The 26,583-nt window shown below is 44.1% G+C and carries 20 protein-coding genes and 3 pseudogenes; 9 read left to right on the forward strand and 14 right to left on the reverse strand.

From position 1 onward, the window contains the following. Positions 1-26 precede the first annotated feature (26 nt). Positions 27-1,022, reverse strand: a complete 996-nt coding sequence (locus L1D22_RS06110) for a diguanylate cyclase (protein ID WP_239829063.1) — start codon at positions 1,020-1,022, stop codon at positions 27-29. Between the two features lie 344 nt (positions 1,023-1,366). On the opposite strand from L1D22_RS06110, the gene L1D22_RS06115 reads away from it, so the two are divergent. After that, positions 1,367-2,662: a PAS domain-containing methyl-accepting chemotaxis protein gene (locus L1D22_RS06115; RefSeq protein ID WP_239829064.1), complete on the forward strand. Its 1,296-nt coding sequence runs from the start codon at positions 1,367-1,369 to the stop codon at positions 2,660-2,662. A gap of 490 nt (positions 2,663-3,152) precedes the next feature. Here L1D22_RS06115 and L1D22_RS06120 read toward each other — a convergent pair whose 3' ends face one another. The 4 genes from L1D22_RS06120 to L1D22_RS06135 form a co-directional block, all read right to left on the reverse strand. Further along, entirely contained in the window at positions 3,153-4,142 is a 990-nt protein-coding gene (locus L1D22_RS06120; protein WP_239829065.1) for a polysaccharide lyase family 7 protein, read from the reverse strand. A 64-nt stretch (positions 4,143-4,206) separates the two neighbouring features. Continuing rightward, positions 4,207-6,396, reverse strand: coding sequence for a heparinase II/III family protein (locus L1D22_RS06125; RefSeq protein WP_239829066.1), 2,190 nt, complete (start codon positions 6,394-6,396; stop codon positions 4,207-4,209). Positions 6,397-6,403: 7 nt separating this feature from the next. Further along, positions 6,404-6,952 (reverse strand): acyltransferase, encoded by a 549-nt coding sequence (locus L1D22_RS06130; RefSeq protein ID WP_239829067.1) that lies wholly within the window; start codon positions 6,950-6,952, stop codon positions 6,404-6,406. Between the two features lie 39 nt (positions 6,953-6,991). After that, positions 6,992-8,779 (reverse strand): transporter, encoded by a 1,788-nt coding sequence (locus tag L1D22_RS06135; protein ID WP_239829068.1) that lies wholly within the window; start codon positions 8,777-8,779, stop codon positions 6,992-6,994. A gap of 176 nt (positions 8,780-8,955) precedes the next feature. Between L1D22_RS06135 and L1D22_RS06140 the strand changes: the two genes are divergently transcribed. Next, the gene (locus L1D22_RS06140) at positions 8,956-9,861 is read left to right on the forward strand and encodes a LysR family transcriptional regulator (RefSeq protein WP_239829069.1); all 906 of its coding nucleotides are present in this window, start codon (positions 8,956-8,958) and stop codon (positions 9,859-9,861) included. A 43-nt stretch (positions 9,862-9,904) separates the two neighbouring features. Beyond that, positions 9,905-10,132: pseudogene (locus L1D22_RS06145) on the forward strand (hypothetical protein); the annotation flags it as partial. 324 nt (positions 10,133-10,456) lie between these two features. Here the strand turns inward: L1D22_RS06145 and groL are convergent. Together groL and L1D22_RS06155 are read right to left on the reverse strand one after the other, a co-directional pair. Continuing rightward, positions 10,457-12,103 (reverse strand): chaperonin GroEL, encoded by a 1,647-nt coding sequence (gene groL / locus L1D22_RS06150; RefSeq protein WP_239829071.1) that lies wholly within the window; start codon positions 12,101-12,103, stop codon positions 10,457-10,459. 190 nt (positions 12,104-12,293) lie between these two features. After that, positions 12,294-12,584 (reverse strand): co-chaperone GroES, encoded by a 291-nt coding sequence (locus tag L1D22_RS06155; RefSeq protein WP_102332653.1) that lies wholly within the window; start codon positions 12,582-12,584, stop codon positions 12,294-12,296. Positions 12,585-12,802: 218 nt separating this feature from the next. Here L1D22_RS06155 and L1D22_RS06160 point away from each other — a divergent pair, with 218 nt between their 5' ends. From L1D22_RS06160 to L1D22_RS06175, 4 genes are all read left to right on the forward strand, one after another. Then, positions 12,803-14,146, forward strand: a complete 1,344-nt coding sequence (locus tag L1D22_RS06160; RefSeq protein WP_239829072.1) for an MATE family efflux transporter — start codon at positions 12,803-12,805, stop codon at positions 14,144-14,146. A gap of 59 nt (positions 14,147-14,205) precedes the next feature. After that, positions 14,206-14,691, forward strand: a complete 486-nt coding sequence (locus L1D22_RS06165; RefSeq protein WP_239829073.1) for a methylated-DNA--[protein]-cysteine S-methyltransferase — start codon at positions 14,206-14,208, stop codon at positions 14,689-14,691. 108 nt (positions 14,692-14,799) lie between these two features. Then, complete coding sequence (locus L1D22_RS06170; protein WP_048663206.1) at positions 14,800-15,051, forward strand: type II toxin-antitoxin system Phd/YefM family antitoxin; 252 nt, start codon at positions 14,800-14,802, stop codon at positions 15,049-15,051. Between the two features lies 1 nt (position 15,052). Next, positions 15,053-15,400, forward strand: a complete 348-nt coding sequence (locus L1D22_RS06175; protein WP_239829074.1) for a type II toxin-antitoxin system RelE/ParE family toxin — start codon at positions 15,053-15,055, stop codon at positions 15,398-15,400. 122 nt (positions 15,401-15,522) lie between these two features. Here L1D22_RS06175 and gpmM read toward each other — a convergent pair whose 3' ends face one another. Further along, on the reverse strand, positions 15,523-17,055 hold the full coding sequence (gene gpmM, locus L1D22_RS06180; RefSeq protein WP_239829075.1) for a 2,3-bisphosphoglycerate-independent phosphoglycerate mutase: 1,533 nt from the start codon (positions 17,053-17,055) through the stop codon (positions 15,523-15,525). Between the two features lie 350 nt (positions 17,056-17,405). Here gpmM and wecA (L1D22_RS06185) point away from each other — a divergent pair, with 350 nt between their 5' ends. After that, entirely contained in the window at positions 17,406-18,470 is a 1,065-nt protein-coding gene (gene wecA / locus L1D22_RS06185; RefSeq protein ID WP_239829076.1) for a UDP-N-acetylglucosamine--undecaprenyl-phosphate N-acetylglucosaminephosphotransferase, read from the forward strand. A gap of 350 nt (positions 18,471-18,820) precedes the next feature. On the opposite strand, the gene L1D22_RS06190 is transcribed toward wecA (L1D22_RS06185), so the two are convergent. After that, entirely contained in the window at positions 18,821-20,362 is a 1,542-nt protein-coding gene (locus L1D22_RS06190) for a bifunctional GNAT family N-acetyltransferase/carbon-nitrogen hydrolase family protein (RefSeq protein ID WP_239829077.1), read from the reverse strand. A 302-nt stretch (positions 20,363-20,664) separates the two neighbouring features. Here L1D22_RS06190 and L1D22_RS06195 point away from each other — a divergent pair, with 302 nt between their 5' ends. Then, entirely contained in the window at positions 20,665-22,077 is a 1,413-nt protein-coding gene (locus L1D22_RS06195; RefSeq protein ID WP_239829078.1) for a hypothetical protein, read from the forward strand. Positions 22,078-22,351: 274 nt separating this feature from the next. On the opposite strand, the pseudogene L1D22_RS06200 reads toward L1D22_RS06195, so the two are convergent. From L1D22_RS06200 to L1D22_RS06220, 5 genes and pseudogenes are all read right to left on the reverse strand, one after another. Then, a pseudogene (locus tag L1D22_RS06200) lies at positions 22,352-22,582 on the reverse strand (protein CapI); the annotation flags it as partial. 1 nt (position 22,583) lies between these two features. Further along, positions 22,584-23,221 (reverse strand): annotated as a pseudogene (locus L1D22_RS06205) (IS3 family transposase); the annotation flags it as partial. Between the two features lie 118 nt (positions 23,222-23,339). Beyond that, positions 23,340-24,416: a UDP-N-acetylglucosamine--undecaprenyl-phosphate N-acetylglucosaminephosphotransferase gene (wecA, locus tag L1D22_RS06210; protein ID WP_239829079.1), complete on the reverse strand. Its 1,077-nt coding sequence runs from the start codon at positions 24,414-24,416 to the stop codon at positions 23,340-23,342. A 99-nt stretch (positions 24,417-24,515) separates the two neighbouring features. Continuing rightward, positions 24,516-25,382, reverse strand: a complete 867-nt coding sequence (gene galU / locus L1D22_RS06215; RefSeq protein ID WP_102298291.1) for a UTP--glucose-1-phosphate uridylyltransferase GalU — start codon at positions 25,380-25,382, stop codon at positions 24,516-24,518. Positions 25,383-25,572: 190 nt separating this feature from the next. Then, positions 25,573-26,577, reverse strand: a complete 1,005-nt coding sequence (locus L1D22_RS06220) for an NAD-dependent epimerase (protein ID WP_239829080.1) — start codon at positions 26,575-26,577, stop codon at positions 25,573-25,575. Positions 26,578-26,583 lie beyond the last annotated feature (6 nt).

The raw sequence follows: 26,583 nt of genomic DNA on the forward strand, positions 1-26,583 counted from the left end.
GCGCTCAGAATACAGTCTTCTTCTCATCAAAGGTGCAGAGTTTTCACTCCATTTTTACCGTTCTTCTTAATTTGATACATGGCTAAATCAGATTGCTGGTAAACGTCATCAAAATGATGGTCACCTTGATTAAAGAAACACACACCGATGCTCATTCCGATGGCGACGTCCGTCAACATTCGGTTGCTCTCAGGTACCGTCTTTTGCAATAACTCTTCACAAAAGCGAGTAACTTGATCGGGTTCAGTATCGGAAAACAAAATGACAAACTCATCTCCACCAATTCGTCCGATTTTCGCCTGTTCAGAAGATAATGTGGCTACGTCAGAGGCCAGCGTGCCTAAACGCTGAGCAATAAAACTCAGCAACTGATCGCCTGTCTGGTGGCCTAACGTGTCATTGACCGCTTTAAAGTTGTCGATATCAATAAAGATCATCGCCGCTTTGACTAACGTATCAGCGCGTTTCATTTCACGAAAGCGCTGTTCGATAGCTTGTCTATTGAGTAGCCCCGTCAACCTATCGGTAGAGGCCAAGGTCGCCAATTGTTGTTCAAAGCGTTTTTCTTGTGTGATATCAATGTGCGTGCCCATAATTCTAAGCGGAGCCCCATTGTTATCAAACTCGACAACACGACCTCTGTCGTACACATAGCTATCACTGCCATCTTTATGGGTCATACGATAAACGACCTCATACAAATCGCAATTCCCCGACAGATGCTCTTCAAAAGCTCTCATGGCCTGGTGATAATCATCAGGATGTAAATTATTTTTCCAAGTTTCAAACGTCGCTGTCAACTCATGCGGTTGGTAGCCGAGCATTTTTCCCCACTCCATATTAAAGATAGTGAGTTCTCCTGAAGGAACATGGTGCTCCCACAAACACAACCCATTACTGTCGAGTGCGGCATTCAACTTTTCTTGCAGGCGAGCATTATGTCGTTCGAGATCAGCATTCTCTTTTTTGAGCCCTGCAATCTTTCTTTCTAATTCGGCAATGATGTTCAAATCGGCTTGCATGATCTTGACGACAATTGTGGAAGTAAGATCTTAATATAAAGAAAACGATACGGGATTTCTATGCCCTTAGTAACACATTTAATTTTAATGCCTTTCTCTTTATTGGCCAGATCTCACGTTATCGAAGGTGCGACTTTCCAATACGGATGAATAATCTTAGTGCTTTCATTGGCCTCGCTCACACTTATACTCATATCACTCTCATACTCATACTCATACTCATACTCAAGTCGACTGAAGCACACCGATACGCCTCCTTAAACATTGATTGCAAATGTGTATAATTGTGTCAAAGTCATGCTGAGCAATATATCAACTATTTTTCTGTTTAAATAAGGTCCGCGGTGTTTTTTACTAAGAAGCAAAAACCAGAGATAAAACCTAGCCATTCCGACAATATCTACCAGTCCTTAAAAAAGCATGTTGCATGGATCGAGTTTACCCCTGAAGGCCTTATCCAAGATGCCAGTGCGCCCTTTTTAACGCTTGTCGGGTACTCATTAGATGAGATCAAAGGACAACACCACAAAATATTCTGCACTGATAGCTATGTCCGCTCTTCGCCTTATCAAAATTTTTGGCGAGAGCTTGCCAATGGCATCTCAAAAGAAGGCACGTTCGAGAGAGTAAATAAGCAAGGTGACACGGTTGTTCTAGAAGCGACCTATTTACCGATCAAAGATTCAGATGGTCGTGTCACTGGCGTAGCAAAGCTGGCTTCTGATATCACAGAGATCAACGACCAAAACAAAAAAAATGATGCGCTGTTCTCTGCCTTAGACAAGTCACAAGCGATTATTGAATTTGATCCTGAAGGAACAATACTGACCGCCAACTCAAACTTTTTAAATACGTTGGGTTACAGAGAAAACCAGGTGGTCGGTAAACATCATCGCATGTTCTGTTTTGAGGAGTTCTATAGTAATAACCCTCACTTCTGGCAAGAATTACAAAAAGGACAGCTAAAATCAGGCTTGTTTCAGCGTCGCAGTTCTAATGGATCCAGTATTTGGATTGAGGCCAGCTACAACCCCATCATGAATGAAGCAGGCAAGGTCGTGAAAATCGTCAAGCTTGCCAGCAACATAACGGATCGCATTGAGCGCAGCCATGCGATCGCTGAAGCTTCAGAGGTGGCCTACTCAACCTCACTAGAAACGGCGCAAATAGCCCTTGAAGGCTCTAAGCTGCTTACCGATTCAGTCGAGGTCTCTTTAACGGTATCCCAAAAAGCGGCCAGTACCTCTCAAAAGGTGCATTCACTCAATGACAGCTCGAAAAGCATTCAAAACATTGTCGCTACGATTCAAGAGATCGCGGATAGAACAAATTTATTGGCACTCAACGCTGCTATCGAAGCCGCAAGAGCCGGTGAGTATGGGAGAGGCTTTGCCGTTGTCGCTGACGAAGTAAGACAACTCGCGTCCCGAACGTCAGACTCGACCAATGAGATAATCAAAGTGGTAGAAGAAAACCAGAAGCTCATCAACGAAGTGACCACCATGATGGCTGAAATGTCGTCCATTACGGAAGAAGGCAATGCCAAGATTACCCAAGTATCGACCGTCATGGATGAGATCCATAAAGGTGCAGAGAATGTTTCGAGCACGGTAAGGAATCTTTCTAATAGCCAGCAATAACCAACAATAACCAACAATAACCAGCAATAACCAGCAATAACCAGCAATTTAAGAGCTGGAACTCTGTCATTCAAGGTCAATAAACGACAGGTACATAGCGGTTCTAACCAAGTAAATGCTTTGCAGAAAGGCGGAAAGGCTGATAGTTCGAATAGAGCTGTAAATTTTCGCAGGGCTCCTTATTTGCTCGACATCTTATTTGTTAGATGGCTTATTTGCTGAATGTCTTAGAAAATAGAAACTAAAAAAAGCCCCGTAAACACAAGGTTTACGGGGCTTTTCAGACTTTATAGAATTAAGCCCGGAGGATTAAATCATCGGCAATATACAGCTTTGTGATTACACTTAGAAAAATGACACAATATTAAGCTATTTTATAACATCAGACACGGAGCACCGTATATCAATAGATAATTTCGGAAGGTTAAGCTCTTTTAAGAAACGGTAAGCACCTTTAATGCAATACTCATTTCTTTGTCAAATTAAAACACTAGTGTTTAATTTCGAGTTGGTAGAAACTAACCTGAGTATAATCTCCAGCCTCAATACCTTCGTTTTTACAACGTACAACACCTGTACTGCATTGGTTGTATGCACCCGCTTTAAAGAAGAACCATTCATTTTTATATCCAGCATCGTACTTATTACCAAGGTAATGCCCCTTCGCTAAGTCAATCGCAAATGAACGAGTGATTGGCATTTTGCTCTCCAAGTTTTTCGTGAACTCGAGATACATAACATCACCATCAACTTGGATCTCGTAGGAAAATTTCTCCCCGAGTTTGATACCATCAGTGGGTTCTGGTTCACCAAATCGAATTTTAGCCTTGCCAAAAACATTGTGAGAAATATCCAAACGACGGTGATAATCATCGCCTAATGCGTTATTTTCATAATTCCAATATACCGAACCATACTCTTGATCAGGCAACTTACGGTAGAAAATTTTAAGAGGTTCATTCGTCCCTGCATGAATCTGTCCAATAACAACAGAGAAAGAGTCATTATGACGATGGTCACCACTTTGGCTTACATGGTCGACAGCAAGAGTCGCATTCATTTTGCCACCAATGGCACCAAACTCATCAGCATCAGGATGTGATGCAAGAACAAAATTGTTCGCAGGTTCATAAGGGCCAATCGATGCATTATCTGAGATTAAAGCATGAAGCTCAGAGCGGGCATTACTCGAATTCGGTGTCGTCATCGCTTTATTCGGAGCCGCAAACACCATTGCTCCGCTTTCTTTGTCGGTATAAAACCACGGTGCATGTTGGTAGTCTTCATTCAACTCAGCTTTGGAGATTTCCATCACTTTACCTTTACGCTCAGGTTTTGTGTCTTCCATCGGAATAACTATTTTCCATTTGGACAAATCAAAATTTTCAGATGGTGCTTTACTTGGATCAAGTTGCGCCATCGCATGAGAAGAGATAGCCGAAATGGTCAACGCCAGTAGGGTTTTATAAGCAATATTCATTGTTGTTTCTCTTTATTGTTATGTTAAACATTCACCACGATAGCATTGCAGCGGGTTTGGTGTATCACTGTGGTTGAAGAAGACGCTCTTTGACTCCGAGATGAAGAAGCACACCGTCCCACTCGATAACTGCCCCCTCTTCATTTAAATGACAGTTCAAGTTCACCTCCTTTGCACAACTCATCAGTACACGGTGGTTCAAACGTGCTGGTAGCTGCCACTCTAGATGGTTGATTTGCTTCTGGGCATCCGATTCAACGTCACCATAAAAGCCACTAGCATCATTGATTTCTGGAACGAACTTGAGGGGCCCTATATCTTCTCCAGTAAGCTGAAGGCAGTACTCAAGATTGCCTTGAAGAAGTCGAGTCTTATCAGCTTCAAGCTCGACATCACTCGGAGTGTGCAAACGCCATTGGATCTCTCTCGCTTCAGTTAGCTCGATGTCATCAAAAATCACCACCCCTTTATCTGCTACTTGAACAAGCGTTCGCCAATAATGTTTGCAGCCCACGTAAGCCTCGGTTAAATCAAGAACCACATAATGGAAATCCGCGTCGCTTTTCTGTTTGATCAATTGAGCAATACCTGAAGGACAATCCAGCTTTTGCCCCACTCCAGCAATCAAAGGCAAGTTGTGCGCTTGAGTGGTTCGAGTCCACAAGCTGTGATGTTGGCTACCAAATCGATAACCATAACTGCCACTTGGGGTTAAGATATTTTGGCCCTGATCAACAAAAGCAAAGTTACCTTGGTCGGCATGACGGTGTGAGCTGTTACCAAATTGACTCGCGCGGTAATACAGAGCCATTTGGTTTTTCGACAGCTTGCCCAGACCAGCGTATGAGTAATAAATATGCGCTAAGTCATTTGAATACTCTTCGACACCATCCGTCACCTCACGATGGCTCAACTGCGGTATGGTTGGCACAACATCTAATAGATGCAGTTTGTAAGACTGAACTTCATCTTCTAGCACTTTATCCAAACGACGAGCGGCGTGATCGCCGTAGCGTTGTGCGTAAATACGTAGTGGATTTTGAGCGAAGAACCCGGGCCACTCTTTGCCTTCTCGTTGACACCAAAAGCCGTCACCAAACGGGTGAATACGCTCTTGAGTCGCCACAAAGTCCATTGCAAATTTGACATAGTTTTTGTAAAACGGATGATTATAGAAAGAGAATCCACTCAAACGCTCCACAGCCAAAAAGAACGGGTGATGCCACTTAGTATAAGACGACGAATAAAAAGGCCCTTCGACCCAACTTCCATCTTCGCCTCCATAAAATGGTAAAACACCTCGATAAATCATCAATGCGTAGTCCAACCAACGTTCACACGTGGTGATATCAAACTCCTTATGCAAAGTAAGGGCGGCAATACCTAAGTAAGCTGGAAGCCTTGATGTATGAGAATGCCCCGGAAACTGTTTAAACTGGTCTTGTTCTAGCCTTTCTTCCATTTGAAACGCTAAGCGAACCAATAATGGACGAACAAAATCACGTTCTTCCTCTGTCAATAAAGGCGACAGCCAGTGGTAAGCGAGATATAAGTTCCTTGCCAAAGACAAACCGACCTCATCTCCCCAAGTACATGGGCGAAGCAAAGAAGCGGGGCCTTCTGGGCTCCACTCAGCAAGGCGCAATAGTACCTGACAAGCTTGATGACCAGCAGTATCGTCACCCCAAACTCGATAGAGTAACGTTAAGGCAATCAAATCACGGTCAATCCAATTACGCACATTTGCAATGGCTGTACGCTTCCCTTCTTCCAACCCTCTGCGATAGTGATTAGGGTATTGGATCGCTTCAATATCAATGTCTTCAACACTAGCAGAAAATTTCACTCGGAACTCTGAAACCGATTTTTGTATGGTTGGGATATCAATATTGAAATACAGTAAGAACTGGTCATGCTCTTCACATAAAGCAAACAACTCTTTCGCCGATGGCGCTAAATATTCCTCTGTCTCCGCGTCAATAGAGAACTCGTGCCAAAGAGATAATTCCCCACTTTGTTCACACCTGACTCGCCAACGGTAGTTGCCCTGCTCAAGGGAAAAGTCCAGCTGCATCGGAGATTGAACGCACTCCCAATGCCATGATTTTTTCTGGTCTACAGCCTCTAACTCAAGACAATACAACGCTTCATAACGCTCATGAGGCCAGTTAAAACTGGGGGGATTTACCACAACAGTATGCTTTGTTGGTGAAGTAAATAACTGAAAGTCATGCTTTCTTTTTAGGGATAACATAGATTAATTACTCCTTATCAAACCAGTGATACTGGCCTGACTCAGAGTCAATACGACCAATTTGCTTGGCTGGCGTACCAGCTACTATTGCATAAGGAGGAATATCTGATGTGACCACAGAATTGGCACAGACAAGCGCGCATTCACCGACCGTCGTTCCCGGTGTAATAACGACACCAGTAGTAAGCCAGACGCCTCTTTGAATGACAACACTTCCCTCCTTCCAACAACTGCGCCCACTAAAACAATTCGTCATTGGGTCAAACACATGGTTACCCGCAACAATAGAAACGTGAGGACCAATCGCAACATCTTCACCTATGACAACATCACCGTTGATGTAGCTGTACAAACCAACATAGCTACGTGGACCTAATTGGTTGTCTCCAATGCGAACGATGGCGCCCGGCGCAATACGCACATTTTCATTCGTGAAACCAAGAATTTGAGCTCGTGCTTCATCGTCCTGTTTGTTGTTGCTTTGAGTAGTATATAAAGTGAATTTACGAAACTCTTCATCGGTGAGTTCGCCACCAAATTTTTCTTGTACTGACATAGTGAGATCCTTGGGCTGAACGAATTCAGCCCATTTTAATTAAACGTTATTTGTTATAGAGATAGGCTTTATTGATCGGCTGGCTCTTTTTGAAGCAAGTAGAAGTAGACCACCAATACCACCGATGATCAGAGCAACAATCATGAACAACATGCGTCCCCACATTGGATTCGGAATAAGAACCAACATAGAGAGGAATACCGCGGCAACCAGCAGCATTTTCCCAAGCATATCGCGCTGTTTGTTGTCCATTGCGATGCTCGTCGCGTCGTCTTCCACCACAACTTCAGTGTCAACATTGCTAAAGAAACGATTAACTTCAACTTCTCGATCAGGTGCATGCCCTTTATAGAAGAACTGGGAGAGAACAAAGAACGGCAAAGTAATTGACATATGGCCAACCACGCCAAGCGTCACTGATTTCATTTCTGCAAACTCACGAGCAGATAGCGGTTGGTCAAGCCCAAGAATACCTTGCATCATCTCTGGCGTGATGAAGAACGCAATAATGGATGACACCACCATACCAACTAAGATAGTGCCCCACCCGGCCCAATCTGGTGTTTTTCTGATGAAGAAACACATAATAGATGGAATAAGGACTGGGAATCCAACCAAGGTGCCAACGAGCATCATGAGATCAAAAAGACCAAACTGCTTCAAGGAAGTGAGGAACAGAGCAGAAATGATAATGATGATTCCGAATGCAGCGGTAAGCACTCGGCTCGCAGTCATTAATTTGGCTTCTGTTGCCTCTTTACAGAAATAAGGTTCGTATACGCTTTTTAAAATGATCCCTGCGTTACGGTTTAGTGCAGAGTCCATTGATGACATTGTTGCGGCGAACATGGCAGCCAACATCAATCCAACCATACCAACAGGCATCTCATTCTTGACGAACATGTAGTAAGTTGCGTCTGCGACTTTGCTGCCTAAACCTTCAAGTCCCCAAGTGCTGGTATCTGGATAATTTCCTGCGACAAACCAAGCAGGTAGGAACCACATTAAAGGGCCAATGATCATCAAACCACATGCTAATAGTGCTGCTTTGCGCGCATTCTTAGTGTCTTTTGATGCAATAAATCGATAAGAGTCCACCATGTTGTTGGTACTGAAAAACTGCTTAACAAAAATACAGATAAACCAACCAACAAATAGGTATGAATAACTGTAGCCATCACCGATAAGTTGTTGTGTCGGTAAACCCACTTCAAGTAAGTTGCCAACACCACCTGATTTCCAAATAGCAACCATCGCAGCAATAAAGGTCATGACGGTGATAATGATCATCTGCATAAAGTCAGAAGCAATAACCGCCCAGCTGCCACCAACCAAAGAAATAAATAGAACAACCAGCCCCGCACCTACGATAGTCTGTTCTAAAGGGACGCCAATTACGGCGCTAGTGAAAACGGCTAAACCATTCAACCAAATCGCAGCTTGCAGCACACTTAGGGGAACATTCGCCCATGTAAATACTTGCTCATTGACACGCCCAAGACGTAAACGAACACCTTGGATCGGGCTGATCACACGCATTTGGCGGGCTTTCGCCGCAAAGAAAAGGTAATTGACAAAATATCCAAGGGCGTTAGCGAAAAAAACAATCGCAACTGACATACCACTAGTCAGTGCTTTTCCCATCAGACCGGTGAATGTCATGGCACTCAGCGCCATCATGAAGGCGCTAGAACCGACCATCCACCAAAGCATCTTACCACCGCCTCGAAAGTACTCGCTCGTGTTCTCTGCGGCAGAACGAAACACCCAACCCAACCCGATAAGGAAGGCGAAGTACCCTAAAACTATAATTACATCAATGTCCATTTTTTTGTTTCCTGTTTTGTAGGGAGGTACGCACATCTCATGCAATTCGACACGCTCTAATCGACATGTTTTAGAAACAACTGAGACTTACACCATAAACAAAACTAAACGAGCTTAAACAAAGTTGGAAATAGCATTAATGTATAACAATAATACAAAAATAAAATAGGTACTCGATGGATCTGAAAACACTCACCACTTTTGTCACAGTTGCGCATTTGAAGAATTTCACAGCAGCCGCTAGAGAACTTCACACGGTACAGCCGACCGTGTCTCGTCATATTTCTGATCTAGAAAATGAACTGCAAACAAAGCTGTTTGATCGCACGACCCATCAGGTGGATCTGACTCCATCAGGGGAACGATTACTGCCAGAAGCACTACACATCATTGAGAATGATCAACGAGTAAAGTCCGTAATCAAGCAAATAGATTCTGATGAACATCAAGAAATTAAAGTAGGATATCTTGCTACGGCGTGCACTTTTTTCCTTCCGGAACTGATTAACCGATTTCGCGACAGGCACACCAATGCCCAATTGCGTCTGTATGAAATGACACCTGCTGAGCAAATTGAGGCCATGGTCGACAATAAAGTTGATATCGTTTTCAGTCGTGAAAGCCATCACTTAGACGAAAGTTATTTTTCTTCTTATCTTGTCTACGAAGACAGCTTGACGGCACTCCTACCCCGAAATCATTCTCTCGTGGCTAAAAAAAGCATCGACATAGAAGAGCTCAAAAATGAAAGCCTTCATCTATTTCATCGCAATGAATGGTTAGGTGTTTATGAGAGAATCATTCGGGTTTGCAGGGAAAACGGTTTTGCGCCCAATGTCGTTGGAAATCCAATGAATATGCGTCACTTGGTTACGACCATCTCTTCAGGGTTAGGTATCTCCATCGTCCCTCGGTGCATTAAATTTATCGCCGACGATAGTTGCGTGTGCAGACCAATCAACCAAATCGACATTCAATTACCTTTGACGGCCTATTTCCGTAAATACAACAAAAGCCGTATTGTCGATGAATTTATTTCGCACACTATTGCTGAGAGTACCAAAATTCAAACTATGCTTTAAAATAAAAACAAGGTTCGTTGCAGATTTACAAGAATGATAAAAGAGACAACTCGCGTCCCGAACGTCAGACTCGACTAATGAGATAATCAAAGTGGTAGAAGAAAACCAGAAGCTCATCAACGAAGTGACCACCATGATGGCTGAAATGTCGTCCATTACGGAAGAAGGCAATGCCAAGATTACCCAAGTATCGACCGTCATGGATGAGATCCATAAAGGTGCAGAGAATGTTTCGAGCACGGTAAGGAATCTTTCTAATAGCCAGCAATAACCAGCAATAACCAACAATAACCAGCAATTTAAGAGCTGGAACTCTGTCATTGAAGGCTAATAAACGACAGGTACATAGCGGTTCTAACCAAGTAAATGCTTTGCGGAAAGGCGGAAAGGCTGATAGTTCGAATAGAGCTGTAAATTTTCGCAGGGCTCCTTATTTGCTCGACATCTTATTTGTTAGATGTCCTATTTGTTAGATGTCCTATTTGTTAGATGGCTTATTTGCTGAATGTCTTAGAAAATAGAAACTAAAAAAGCCCCGTAAACACAAGGTTTACGGGGCTTTTCAGACTTTATAGGATTAAGCCAGGGGGATGATTTACATCATACCGCCCATGCCACCCATACCGCCCATGCCGCCCATATCAGGCATTGCAGGCGCTGAATCTTGAGGCTTGTCTGTCACCATCGCTTCTGTTGTGATCATAAGACCTGCAACGGATGCTGCGAATTGTAATGCAGAACGAGTAACCTTAGTTGGATCTAAGATACCCATTGCAATCATGTCGCCGTATTCGCCAGTTGCCGCGTTGTAACCGTAGTTACCTTCGCCAGCACGAACATTGTTAGCAACCACAGACTCTTCATCGCCTGCGTTCTTAGTGATTTGACGGATAGGCGCTTCCATTGCACGTAATGCAACACGGATACCTACGTTTTGCTCTTCGTTGTCGCCTTCAAGGTTAGCAACTTTAGATGCAGCGCGGATAAGTGCAACACCACCACCAGCAACCACACCCTCTTCAACTGCAGCGCGAGTTGCGTGAAGTGCGTCTTCTACGCGGTCTTTCTTCTCTTTCATCTCAACTTCAGTCGCAGCACCCACTTTGATTACCGCAACACCGCCAGCTAGCTTAGCTACGCGCTCTTGAAGTTTCTCTTTGTCGTAGTCAGACGTTGCGTCTTCGATTTGTTGACGGATTTGAGAAACGCGACCTTGAATCATTGTTTCTTCGCCCGCACCATCGATGATAGTCGAGTTTTCTTTAGTGATAGTAATACGCTTAGCTTGACCTAGGTCTTCTAGCGTTACTTTCTCAAGGTCTAGACCGATCTCTTCAGAGATAACCGTACCGCCCGTTAGGATAGCGATATCTTGAAGCATAGACTTACGACGGTCACCGAAACCAGGTGCTTTAACAGCAGCCACTTTCACGATGCCACGCATGTTGTTCACAACAAGCGTTGCTAGCGCTTCGCCTTCTACATCTTCAGCGATGATTAGAAGTGGACGAGATGCCTTAGCAACCGCTTCTAGAGTCGGAAGAAGTTCACGGATGTTCGACACTTTCTTGTCGATAAGAAGAATGAATGGGCTTTCTAGATCAACAGAACCTGCTTCTTGGTTGTTGATGAAGTAAGGAGACAAGTAACCGCGGTCGAACTGCATACCTTCAACGACGTCTAGCTCGTCTTGCAGAGCCTGACCTTCTTCAACCGTGATTACGCCATCACGACCTACTTTTTCCATCGCTTCAGCAATGATGTTACCTACTGTCGAATCAGAGTTCGCAGAGATAGTACCGACTTGCGCGATCGCTTTAGTATCAGAACATGGAACAGAAAGGTTCTTCAGCTCTTCAACTGCAGCGATAACCGCTTTGTCGATACCGCGCTTAAGATCCATTGGGTTCATGCCAGCAGCTACAGCTTTTAGGCCTTCAGTGATGATAGCTTGAGCAAGAACAGTTGCTGTCGTTGTACCGTCGCCCGCTGCGTCATTCGCTTGCGAAGCCACTTCTTTAACCATTTGTGCGCCCATGTTTTGGAACTTGTCTTCAAGTTCGATTTCACGTGCAACAGAAACACCATCTTTAGTGATCGTCGGTGCGCCAAATGATTTGTCTAGAACAACGTTACGGCCTTTAGGACCTAGTGTTACTTTTACTGCGTCAGCCAGAACGTTTACACCTTCTAGCATTTTAATACGTGCGTCATTACCAAATTTAACGTCTTTAGCAGCCATCTTAATTTCCTTTAAAATTCTTTGTTATGGTTAGCGCTTCGTTTTGGTTATACCGAATCAGCCTTCAGTGAAGCTCTCCGGCCACCAATCGGCTTGATCTATATTCCTTTTCAGAAATGACAGAATCACGATATATAGCCAAGCACCCTGGTTTTTAAAACGAAGCCGTCTGATTGGGTCGGAGTACGAGTTACTCGACGATCGCCATGATGTCGTTTTCAGACATGATCAGAACTTCTTTGCCGTCGATTTTTTCTGACTTAGTACCGTAACCTTCAGCAAAGATAACAGTATCGCCAACTTTTACGTCCAACGGTTGCACTGAACCGTTTTCTAGAATACGGCCTTTGCCAACAGCTAGAATGATACCGCGAGTCGATTTTTCTGCGGCAGAACCAGTTAGAACGATGCCACCAGCAGATTTAGATTCAACTTCTTGGCGCTCAACGATAACTCGGTCATGTAGAGGACGGATATTCATCGGTCTTATCTCCTGATAATTTCCATTTAAATTTTGATAGTTGCCACGATTTGCGTGGGTCAAACAATATGTTGGGGACAATGTGATGAATCCCAAGGGGGAAAGGAAAAAATTGTGAGTTAAAGTGCAGATTCTCACCCCTCATCTTTCCCTGCTTTTCGTTTACTCGTATCCCACATCTGTTTATCCTACGCTTTTAGATTATATCGGCGTTTTACATGCAAGATAAACACGGGCTTCTTACAGCCCCGATAGCAGACACTCTACGCACGATGACCATACCGACTATCTTCGGTATGGTCGCGATCTTGATGTTTAATCTTGTTGATACCTTCTTTATCTCATTGCTCGGCACACAAGCTCTTGCTGCCGTAAGCTTCACCTTTCCAGTCACCTTCGCCATCAACTGCATTACCATGGGTATAGGCATTGGCTTGTCGACATGTATTGGAAGGTTATTGGGCCAAGGCAATGCGCAAAATGCGGCTCGTTTTACTTGCCACGGCTTATTGCTTGCGGTGCTTCTTGTTGGTTTTGCATCAACACTGGGGCTTACAACCCTAGAGCCTATGTTTACACTGTTGGGAGCTGAACCTGAGTTACTGCCACTGATATCCGAATACATGACAGTCTGGTATTTAGCGATACCACTACTTGTGATTCCAATGGCAGGCAACAGCGCAATACGAGCGAGTGGTGATACCAAAACCCCCGCTAAGATCATGATGCTGGCCGGCCTGATTAATGGCATTCTCGACCCGCTGCTGATCTTCGGTTACGGGCCTTTTCCTGAACTAGGAATTCAAGGTGCAGCCATTGCTAGCGGATTCAGTTGGTTTGGTGCCTTGTGTGGTTCACTGTATGTGTTAACCATTCGAGAAAAGCTGCTTGCTCCACCCAAACTAAAAAGCATCATCACTGACTGGAAACAGATCTTAACCATCGGTACTCCAGCTGCACTTTCCAATGCCCTGAATCCACTTGCTGGCGCCATTATCATGATGATGTTAGCCAAACAAGGGACAGAAGCCGTGGCGGCATACGGCGCTGCCCAACGTATTGAATCCATTTTGATCATCGTGTTGATGTCTCTGACCTCGGCTCTCACGCCTTTCATGGCGCAAAACTTTGGCGCTGATAATCCACAACGCAGTTTTAAAGCGCTGTTCTTAAGCATGCGTTTTGCTGTCTTATTTCAAGGTTTGATTTTCTTAATGATGGTGCCATTGAGCATCCCTTTGGCTGCCCTCTTTTCTCAAGAAGAATCCGTACGAGGCATCTTGTGGCATTACCTGTTAGTTGTCCCGTTTAGCTATGGATTCCAAGGCATTGTAATGATGCTGATCAGTGCCATGAATGCGATGCACCAACCACTCAAAGCCTTTCAATGGAGCTTCATGCGCCTGTTTGTATTCACACTACCGTTCGCTTGGATAGGCAGCCAAATTGATGGTGTCGAAGGGCTGTTTATCGGCTTAGCGCTAGGAAACGTCATGGGCGGTATTTCAGGGTACTTGTTTGCGCTTCGTATAAGGGTTAAAGCAGATGCAGGATGCGAGTAACCGAGATGCGAAAGGATAAAAAGTAACAGCAGATAAAAGACCAGAAGAAGGAATATCACATGGAAGACACCACATACAAAATGCTCTACGAAGCGCCGATTGGTAAGATGATCATTGTTAGTGATGGCGTATCGATTATAGAAATCGACCATGTGAACCACGATGAGACGATTGATTGCAATCCCGATGAATTATGCCTCAAGGTATCTCGCCAGCTAGACGAGTATTTTGCTGGTCAACGAACTGAATTTGATTTGCCATTGAGAGCGACAAAAGGCACGGACTTTCAAAAATCAGCTTGGCGGGCTCTCACTTCTATTCCTTATGGCGAAACCATTAGTTACGGTGAACAAGCGAAAAGAATGGATAACCCAAAAGCAGTAAGAGCAGTGGGTGGTGCGAACGGCAAGAACCCGTTTAGCATCGTAGTCCCATGTCACCGAGTGATTGGTGCAAATGGGACATTAACTGGCTACACCGGCGGCATGAACCGCAAAGAGTGGTTACTCGACTTTGAGCGTTCGGTTATAGATAGAACGCAATAAGCCTTATCACGCTAGATCGATAATATAAAAGTTCACCATCAAGAAGTGCCGTTGTCATCAGACTAAATATAGTCTACATTTAAACTTCTACATTAAGAGATAATGATAATGTCCACTGAAACGATAAGTTACTTAAAAAAGCACGCGGCTAACCTCGATTTATCAGAGCCTATGACCATTACTCAAAATGGTAAACCCGCTTATACGATTGAATCTTATGAAGATCGAAAGCGTAGAGATGAAGCTATAGCGCTAATGAAACTATTGTCGTTTTCTATTGATGATGAAAAATATGGCCGAGTAAACTCCAGCTCTCAGATTCGAGATAAACTGGCAAAGCGTAAACAATCGGTTCAATAATATGCCCACCATCGAGTACACAGACACCTTTGAACAATTACTTGATGCTTTAATTAATTACTTAAGTGATTATTCGAGTGATGAGTCTGTCATTGAACGCATAGAAGCTCTTCTCGACCGATTTGAAGCCTTAGTCTCTGATAACCCTCATGCTGCAAACATTGCCCCTTCTCTACTAGAACTCGGAGTGAAAAACTTTCGCGAATTTCACCTCGATAGTTTTCGTATTATCTACCGAACGTTACCGACAGCTCATCCGAAAGAAACGAGAGTAATTGTAGATGTGATCGCATTGCAAAAACAAAACTTAGAACAACTGCTCATTCAACACTGCATACTCTACAAATAACGTTTAGCTCTTCGAATCCCGTTTACCCGTATCTCGCATCTAAAAAAAGCCCGCACTTTAAAGTGCGGGCTTTCAAAATCGTTAAAGCTCAACGTGAACCGCTGAGCCAAACAACTATTTAACTACTTAACGAGCACGTCACCTGACATTTCAGCCGGGATTGCGATACCAGATAGAGAAAGCATCGTTGGTGCTAGGTCAGACAGCTTACCGCCTTCTTTAAACTCAACGTCTTTGTTACCCACATAGATAAGTGGCACTGGTAGGTTAGTGTGCGCTGTGTGGATGCCGCCCGTTTCTGGGTTTACCATCATTTCCGCGTTACCGTGGTCTGCTGTGATAAGCAGTTGGCCATCGGCTTCTTTGATTGCTTCAACTACTTTACCAAGACACTCATCTAGAGACTCTACTGCTTTAACCGCTGCATCGTAAACGCCCGTATGGCCAACCATGTCACAGTTAGGGAAGTTACAAACGATAGCGTCGTATTTACCGCCTTTGATTGCTGCAACTAGCTTTTCAGTCAGCTCTGGTGCGCTCATTTCAGGTTGTAGGTCATAAGTCGCTACTTTTGGAGAAGCAACAAGCTGACGCTCTTCGCCTTCAAACTCGTCTTCGATACCGCCATTGAAGAAGAAAGTCACGTGCGCGTATTTCTCTGTTTCAGAGATACGTAGCTGCGTTTTGCCTTCTTTCGATAGCCATTCACCGTAAGTGTTCTCTAGAGAAGCCGGTGGGAATGCACATAGAAGTGGGATGTCTGCTGCGTATTGAGTCAGCATCACGAAATCGATCGCTGGGAATACACTGCGCTCAAAACCGTCAAAATCAGGCACGAATGCACGCGTGATCTCACGAGCACGGTCAGCACGGTAGTTCATGAAGATAACTGCATCGCCATCAACGATAGCGGCAGACTCTTCGCCTTCTGCTTTGATTTCCGTCGCTTTAACGAACTCATCGTTTTCATCACGAGCGTAAGCCGCTTCTAGGCCAGCAACCGCCGTGTCGAACGTGAACTCTGCTTTTGCTTGAGTCAGCAGGTCGTAAGATTCTTGAACGCGATCCCAGTTGTTATCACGGTCCATTGCGTAGTAACGACCAATAAGCGAAGCCACACGGCCTTTGCCTAGCTTAGCGAATAGCGCTTGGAAACGTGCCAGTGTGTTTTCTGCGCTACGTGGTGGTGTATCACGACCGTCTAGGAAAGCGTGTAGGTAGATTTTCTCTGCGCCACGCTCTGCTGCCATTTCAACCGCTGCGTAGATGTGATCTTCATGAGAGTGAACGCCACCTGGAGACATAAGACCCATGATGTGAACCGCTTTCTCAGCTTTCACCGCTTTATCGATAGCGTTCACTAGCGTTTCAGTTTGGCCGAACTCGCCGTCTGAAATTGACTTAGTAATACGAGTAAGATCTTGGTATACCACGCGACCGGCACCGATGTTGGTGTGACCCACTTCAGAGTTACCCATTTGGCCATCAGGTAGGCCTACATCTAAGCCAGAAGCAGAGATTAGCGTGTTAGGTTGGTTAGCAATAAGACCGTCGATTACTGGTGTTTTAGCGTTCGCGATAGCGTTGTCTTGGTTGTCTTCACGGTAACCGTAACCGTCAAGGATCACTAGAGCCATTGGCTTCTTAGCTGACATAGGACTGACCTCGTTCAATTCAAAATAAATCGGTATAAAAACAAATTAGCGTAATTTTACTACAGTTTACAGTCAAAACTGTAGTGGAAGATCAAGAAAGGGCGCAGGTAGGCGGATCGGATGTGAAAAAAAATGTCATTTTGTATTTAAGACTTCGATACAGCATTAGAAACCAGACTACGCAACACGTCGCACCTACCATTCTCTGGCTACATTAAATTACATATTAAAACCTAATCTCACACTCAAGACACAATGGACAAAACATACTCAACTGAGTGTACACACCAATGACTTTAACGTAATATACACGCAAATAAAATTATCATAAAAACTGGCTAGAGTTCATTATGTTATTAGAGCTATCATTTGTTGGCTTCTTCTCCTTTTCCTCACTCTTTTTGATGCGAAAAGTCGCTAAAGCGGTAGGTTTAGTCGATAAACCCAATGAGAGGAAGTTGCATAACGGCGCAATCCCACTTGTCGGAGGCATTGCGATCAGCTTATCGATCAGCCAGTATCTCGTTACCCACCCAGATGTCATCCCGCATAGTGAGGTCTTTTTGGCCTCTATCGCAGCGCTGATTGTTATCGGTGCCCTTGATGACAAATTCGATATCAGTTTCAAGATCCGCCTTATTGTTCAAGCCATTCTCTCCATTTGCATGATGTACTTTGCCGATCTTCGATTGGAAAACATCGGTAACCTTTTCGGGCTTGGTGATTTGCATTTGGGTTTTCTTAGCCCAGTCATCACTATTCTAGCGGTGATCGGCGCAATCAATGCCTTTAATATGGTGGACGGTATTGATGGTTTGCTCGGTGGGCTTGCTATTGTGACTCTGGGTGCTATTGCGATATTACTGCAAGTCGACAGCCAGTATGGCTTAGCGTACTTGTGCGTGGTGTTTATTGTTGCGATTATTCCTTATATCTTAATGAACCTCGGTATTCTTGGGCGAGAACGTAAAGTCTTTATGGGCGATGCGGGCAGCATGATGATTGGCTTTACCGTTATTTGGTTACTGCTCGGCGCAAGTCAAGATCCATCAGAATCACTGATGCGCCCTATTACCGCCTTATGGTTAATTGCAGTGCCGCTTATGGATATGGCCGCGATCATGTTCAGACGAGTAAGACGTGGCGTATCGCCATTCAAGCCCGACAGAGAACACTTACACCACATATTCCAACGCCTGGGTTGTACACCTCGCCAAACCCTCGCCATTATTTGTGCCATTGCCAGCAGCTTTGCAGGGTTTGGTATCTACGGTGAATTTCTAGAAATCGCTGAATCAACCATGTTCATCTTATTTCTGGTTTGCTTTGCTTCTTATACCGTCGCGATGAGTTATGTTTGGCGTATTACCAGTTGGGTTAGACGCTGTCGTAACCTTCCCGAAAAAGTGTATTAAATATTCTTCACGAGTAGGGCTATTTGAAGCTACAGTCGTTCGTGACAAGAATACAGGCGCGCGTGACAAGCAAGCTTGGGCTGCGACTATAAACCTTGTGTGGTTATAAAACGCTTACGTCACTGTCGATATTCAATTGAGCGGCTCCGGCCTGTCTGGAGCCGCTTTAGTTTTTAGCCATATCACCTGAGCATTCACAACCGCTAATTTACATAAACCTTTGTCTATTTAAATCTTAGCCTGCATAAACCTTGCCCTGTATAAACCTAAGCTACATAAACCTTAAGCGATATAAACCTTGCCCTACATACACCTTAATCTACATACACCTTAATCTACATACACCTAAGCTATTGAGCCTTGCTTTCCTTCGTAAAGCCACCGTATAAATCAAGTCGACGGTGGCGCAAGTTAGTCACCGAGCCTTCCATATTAAGCTGCTTAAGCTTCGTTAAATCGACATCAGCAAAAATAATCATTTCGGTATTGGCACTGGCTTCTGTCAACGTTGCATCGTGCGGGAAATAAATGTCTGAGGGTGAGAACACCGCAGACTGCGCATATTGAATATCGACATTATCGACGCGAGGTAGGTTGCCAACACTGCCACCAATCGCCACATAACATTCATTCTCGATCGCTCGCGATTGCGAACAAATACGCACGCGCTGATAACCATTTTTGGTATCCGTCCAAAACGGTACAAACACAATTTGTGCGCCCTGCTCCGCCATCATTCGACCCAGCTCCGGGAACTCGCTGTCGTAACAAATGAGTATGCCCACTTTACCCGCATCCGTATCAAACACCTGTACTTTGTCGCCACCATCAATCACCCAGTCTCTTTGTTCATGAGGCGTGATGTGGATTTTGTACTGAGCATTAATGCTCCCGTCACGCTGCAGTAGGTAAGCGACGTTATACAACTTACCGTCCTCTTCAATAATCGGCATACTACCGGCGATGATATTGATGTTGTAGGTCACGGCCAATTGGGAAAAGCGCGATTTTATTTCTTCTGTGAAGCCGGCGAGAAAACGGATGGCCTCGACCGAGTTTTGTTCCTTTTTCAGCCCCATAAGTGGCGCGTTAAAAAATTCAGGGAAAAGCGCGAAGTCAGCTTGGTAATTGGCCAGAGAAGAAATAAAGAACTCCGCTTGATCGAGCAAATCTTCTAAATCGTTCATGGCACGCATTTGCCATTGCACCACGCCAATGCGGATCAGATTTTTCTCTACATCGTGAACCGATTGAATGTCTTCCTCATAGAAAAAGTTATCCCACTCCAGCAGCGTGGCATACCCTTTGGACGCGTCGTCTTCGGGTAGATAGCCGCGCATAATTCGTTTCACATCGAAATCATTCGCTAACTGAAACGACAAAATGGGATCATGAAGTTCACGACGTTTTACTTTGTCAATGTATTCCGCCACGCTCAGCTCATTCGCATGTTCGTGATAATGAGGAATGCGACCGCCCGCTAATATGGCTTTAAAGTTTTTGCTCCGGCACAGTTCTTTACGAGCATTATACAAACGGCGACCCAAACGAAGCCCTCGGTAATCGGGGTGTACAAAAACATCCAAACCATACATGGCATCGCCTGTCACTTGATTCTGAATCACGTTGTTTTCCGTGATGATGTCCGTATAAAGGTGAGGGAGAGAAAAGCGGTTGTAATTCACTTTAATCGTCAAAGCGGCGCCGATGATCTTGCCGTTATCTTCAATACAAATTTGCCCATCAGGAAACTGATGAATCAGATCCAGGATGGTCAAGCGTGGCCACGCTCCCCCAACATCAGGAAAGACGAGATCCATTAATGCCGCGAGCTCAACGTAGTCTGATGGCTCAATAGTGCGTAAAGAGAGTTGATGCGAGTTGGTATCCATATCCTACTATCCATGTGTCCTTTTTAAACCGTGTTAATGAGAATGCCATATTTTGACCGATACATACACCTAATCGAGAGTAAGATCAGCGCGTCATCCTGTGGTTGGTGGGATGAGCGAACCGGGCCTTTTCAAGTCAGTTGTCACAACAATCACGAAAACGAGAAAGTTTGGAAGATATCAAATAGGTAGCACTTTAACCATTGATAAGATTAATGTATAAATTAGCCAGCAATAGATAATAATTGCACATACATCAAACACATAACAACGGTTGTCTATACATGAAAAAGAAAAGGAACTTGCTAAAAATTTCAATTTTAGCTTCAACAATTGCATTAGCGCTAGCAGGCTGCAACTCTGATAGTTCTTCAACTGATACTAGCGATTCAAGTTCAGCTAGTGGGGCTTATACCCTGCAGGCTATTGATGGTTACTTAGTTAACGCTGAAGTCTACGCAGATATTGACCAAAACGGCACTCTATCAGATTCAGATAAAATGCTTGGCACTACTGGGGAAAATGGAACATTCACTGTAGAAAGTGACGATAAAGATTACCCAATCATTATCAAAGCCATCGCTGGCCAAACTTTTGATACCGATACTGCGGGAACCTTAACCAGTAACGTAGAATTAATTGCGGAAAAAGGCAGCGCTGTTGTGACGCCTTTCTCTACCTACGCGGTTAAAACAGGAAAAACGCTTGATGAAGTGGCAGCAGAACTGCAAATGGATGTCAGCATGATTTCATCAGACTACATTGCAAGTAAGAGTAACGCTGACCAAGCAACAAAAGAAACCGCGAGCAAAGTGCACTTAGCCGCTCGTTCAATCACGCAAACGGTCGACTCCCTTGATTCCATCGATACTGCAGGCTTTGAAGAAAAGGTTCTCGCTATAAAAAGTGCCGTGGACGATGCGTTTAATAATGCGAGTGATAAATCCAGCTTAGATAGCAAACTGATCAAACTTGATGACAGCAATCAAGCATCAACAGAAGAAATGCCAACGGGCACATTGCAATCCATGATGCTGGATAACGTCTATTACGGCATGAATACGAACAGTACTTATGCAAAAATTGAAGGTGTCTCAACCATCGGTTTTGAAGCTGAAGCTAATGAAGATGGCAGCGTTAGTTACACATTCCACAATGATAAGCATGACGAAACATTCAAAGGCACAGCAACATTCAGCTACGATGGATTTTCTACTGTAGACAACGGAGAAACAATAAAAGAAAGCATTATTTATTACGGTAAAGATACTTTGTCTGGTAACAGTGAAGAGTTCTACCTGAATGTAACCAACGATGGTGACATGATTGCATTCACAACTCGATTAGATGCATTAGCGGCCTTCTCTCAAGATGATATTATCAATCAAACTTACTACGTATTGTTTGATGATGCAGGCAGTACAACAACACCCGACGTCACAATGTCTAAGATGACGTTTAACGATGATGGCACTATGGTTATTGTTGAAGGCAATGAAACCTTTACCGATAAAACTTGGGACCTTATCGAGGGAAGCCTATCTATTTCAGGCATTTATGATGATGGTAGTGACTGGAACGTGACGCCAGCTGTGGGCAACGACAGCATGGTTCTGCTGGTTAACAAAACAGAAAACCCATACATCGCTCACGTGATGGTGAAAAACGAAGATCTGGCTAACTCACTTTACCAGAAGTGGAGCAGCCGTCAGTAATAATACGGCTCTATAAACATCAGCAGAGGCTCCCTCTGCTGATGTTTGAGTAAAACTCAATCAAGACCCCAAACAAAAATGGCCAAGTTCAGGTTATGAACTTGGCCATTTTAATCTACTCGTCAACGACAACGACAACGACAACGACAACGTTAATAAGCAATAAGCAATAAGCAATAAGCAATAAGCAATAAGCAATAAGCAATAAGCAATAAGCAATAAGCAATAAGCAATATTATCGATACTCTAATCAAGTACCCAACTTTAACTTATTCTACTTGTTGTAGAACTCGCGGTACCACTGAATAAACTCAGCCACACCTTCTTTAACCGTTACTTTCGGCGTGTAACCCGTTGCGGTAAACAAGTCTTGTGTATCGGCATAAGTTTGGTACACGTCACCAGGCTGCATCTCGCGGAAGTTTTTCTTCGCCTCAATGCCCAGCTCGTCTTCAATCGCCTTTACGAAATCCATCAGGTTGATTGGTGAACCATGACCAATGTTCTCTGAGGTAATTGAACAAAGCATCACGGCCAAGTTTTATTCCCTTAGCTATCAACTTCGGCTTCAGTAAGAAATAGAGCTTACGAGCTCCCAGCCGAGGCATGAACCGTCTTAGTTCAAGCACCATCTCTTTCACAGGAGCAAGCTCAGCCTGACGAGTGGTCTCACGCTTTTCTCTCTGATAGACACACTGACGAGATATATTGAGCAATGAGCAAGCTTTACTTAAGCTTACTTTTTTCTCTTTTTGAAGGCTTCTTGCTCCTTCGCTATATACTTTTTTCTTAGCGACATCCCGTGCTCAGCATCAAGAATATCAACAACCCTATTGAGAAGAAGGCATCTGAGACGTTCATCTTCTAGCTCTTGTTCAAGTCGTTTTATTTTTTGGGCCGGCGTTTCATTCACTCTCGGTGATTTAGGCATCGTGCTCTACCTTGGATTGGTAGTCCAATCCATTTTGCCATGCTTTCTTAACCAAGTAAGAACAGTCGAACGACCTTGTATGCCGTAAATTGATTGGGCTTGTTTATAGGTCATGTCGCCTTTTTCGATGGCGTCTACAACCTGCAATTTAAAGCCTAGTGTGTAATCACGCTGAGTGCGCTTAACGTAGTGTTTATTTGGAATGGTCATCATTAGTCCTCAATGTGTAAACACATTTCAGGACGGGACACTGACTAAAAACAAAAGGGCCCAACCTCACAGTGAGGTTGGGCCCTTTCTAAATTTACCGTGTTTTAGCTGCCTTTAGCTTTTAACTTTCTAGCTTCTTCCACTTTCTAACTATTTTTGCCATCTTAAATGAGTGTGTCATCGCGTAAGTATGGAGTAAGAAACACACCACAATGGTGTAGAACATCATGTATTCCGGTACTTGGAAGTACTCTCCTAATAAGCCGAGCGTTGAATAGACCAATTGCACCAAGCAGATCACCATTAAAGATTCACGAGGTGTAAAACCAATGCGCTGCATAATGTGGTGAAAATGCTCTCGGTCAGGTTGGAACGGAGAATGCCCTTTTCGAATGCGACGGATCATAATGGCCATCATATCAATCAAAGGTACAGCGATTAACCATAGGGCCGCCACTGGTCGAATCATGTAATGACCGTGTTCAGGCTGCGTACCTCGAATTAAAATCCAGATGACAATGAAGCCGATCATCATGCTACCGGCATCGCCCATAAACACTTTACGCAGTTTGCCAAAATACCCCAAATTAAACAGCACAAAAGGAAGTAAGATCACTACCATCACGGCCATAAAGAAGGTATAGAATTCAAGACCATGAGCGAAGAACACCACACCTAACGATGCAAACACCACTATGCTTAAGCCGCCCAGTAGCCCATCGATACCATCCACCATGTTGAACGCATTAATAGCACCAATAACAGCCAGTACAGTAACAACGCTATCGATGACCATAGGGAACTGCACCACGCCTAATCCAAACACGTTACCTACATGAGAGAGCGACAACCCCGTGTGGTGCATAACAATGAGCGTTAAGACAGCTTGCACGCCCATGCGAAGCTTAAAACTAATGTCAAAACGGTCGTCAGCCACCCCAATCAACACCAGTATCGTTAAGCACGTCGCGATTATCTCTATGTTATTGATTTCTGAAGCGCTCACGTAAAAGAAGTACAACAAAGTAATGCAAAGCGATATACCGCCCACTAGAGGGACCACACCCTCATGATGTTTTCTGGCATTCGGTTTATCCACTAGGCCAATGGCGTAGCCGACTTTACGCATACAATACAACACCGCAAGGGCAAGAAAGAAGAACATAGAGAGTTCGATAAGGTAATCAAACAGCGACATTGGTTTAAGCCCTTTGGGTTCTTAGATAAAGGTAATTCAGTAGAACAATGAAGTGACGACAATAAGAACTGCCATCGCGATTCATCAAATTTGGATTCACTACACCTTTTCAGTTGCTGTTTTATCCATTTCGGCTTTGTTGCCTTTGAGGTAGACGTTTTGATAACAGTAGTTCGTCGCCTCGATGTATCCATCGACGCTGCCACAGTCAAAACGTTTACCTTTAAACTTATACGCAATCACACAACCATTTTTGGCTTGTTCTAAAAGCGCATCTGTAATTTGGATTTCACCGCCTTTACCCGGCTGTGTTTCTTCCAAAATATCGAAGATGTCTGGCGTTAAGATATAACGACCAATAATCGCAAGATTACTTGGTGCAGTACCTTGCTCAGGCTTTTCAACCATATCGGTAATTCGAATCAGATCATCACTTAAGTGTTCACCGGCAATCACACCGTACTTGTGCGTTTCAGATTCTGGTACTTCTTCTACCGCGACAATAGAGCAACGGAACTGGCGATACAAAGCGGCCATTTGTGCTAACACGCCTTTGTCATCATTAATGCAAAGGTCATCAGCCAAAACAACCGCAAATGGGTTATCACCCACCAGTTCTTTGCCTGTTAAAATGGCATGCCCTAGCCCTTTCATTTCGCGTTGACGAATAAAGGTGTATTGGGCGGAGTCGATCAATGAACGAATATCGTCTAGCAACGGCTCTTTATTGGTGCCTTGAATTTGGTGCTCAAGCTCGTAGTTCTTATCAAAGTGATCCATTAACGAGCTTTTACCACGGCCAGTAACAACAGCCATGCTGGTCATGCCCGCTTGAATCGCCTCGTCAACGCCATATTCAATCAGCGGCTTGTTAACGATAGGCATCATTTCTTTTGGCATGGATTTAGTCGCAGGTAAAAAGCGCGTGCCATAACCGGCTGCGGGGAATAAGCAGTGTTTGATCATTATTTAAATTCTTATTTTTTATTAAATTACTGATATATAAAACATTTCGAATGGAATGAAATTGGAAATACCGAAAAGAAATGTCTCAACATCAAAATTGAACTAAGACATTATAGATATAAGAATTTGTTATTTTTTACAAATGCAGGCATTTCCTAGAGGCGCACTTTCAGCACGCCCCTATAGAGAGTTACTTATTGTAAAACTCGCGGTACCACTGGATAAACTCAGCGACGCCTTCTTTAACCGTTACTTTTGGCGTGTAGCCTGTAGCGGCAAACAAGTCTTGCGTGTCAGCGTAGGTTTGATACACATCACCAGGCTGCATTTCACGAAAGTTTTTCTTCGCCTCAATGCCCAACTCGTCTTCAATCGCCTTTACGAAATCCATCAAGTTGATTGGTGAGCCGTGACCAATGTTATACACCGCATAAGGCGCAGAGCTGGTTGCTGGAGAACCCGCTTCTACTGTCCAATCATTATTACGCGTAGGCACCACATCCGCGATGCGCACCACACCTTCAACAATATCGTTTACGTGCGTAAAATCACGCCACATATCGCCATTATTGTTGATATCAATGGTGTCGCCATCCAGAATCTTCTTCGTGAAGATAAACGGTGCCATATCTGGACGGCCCCACGAACCATACACGGTAAAGAAGCGCAGACCTGTGGTTGGAATGTCGTATAAGTGCGAATAGCTGTGCGCCATGAGTTCATTCGACTTCTTGGTCGCGGCATACAATGAAACAGGGTGATCAACCGAATCTGACGTTGCGAATGGTGTTTTCGCATTCAACCCATAAACAGAACTCGAAGAGGCATACACCAAGTGCTTCACTTTATTGTGACGACACCCTTCTAGAATGTTTAAGTGCCCTACTAAATTGGAATCGGCGTAAGCATTTGGGTTTTCAATAGAATAGCGAACGCCCGCTTGTGCAGCCAAGTGGATCACTTGATCAAACTGCTCCGCTTCAAACAAGCTAGCGACACCATCACGATCGGCAATATCTAACTGAACCAGTTTAAAATTAGCATGTTGAATACGTGCTAGACGCGCTTCTTTCAAAGCGACATCGTAGTAGTCATTCAGGTTATCGACACCAACAACCTGATACCCTTTCGCTGTTAATTGCTCAACTACGGCACTGCCGATAAAACCCGCCGCACCCGTTACCAAATACTTCATCTTATT

Source organism: Vibrio sp. Isolate34 (assembly GCF_022397915.1).
GTDB lineage: Bacteria > Pseudomonadota > Gammaproteobacteria > Enterobacterales > Vibrionaceae > Vibrio.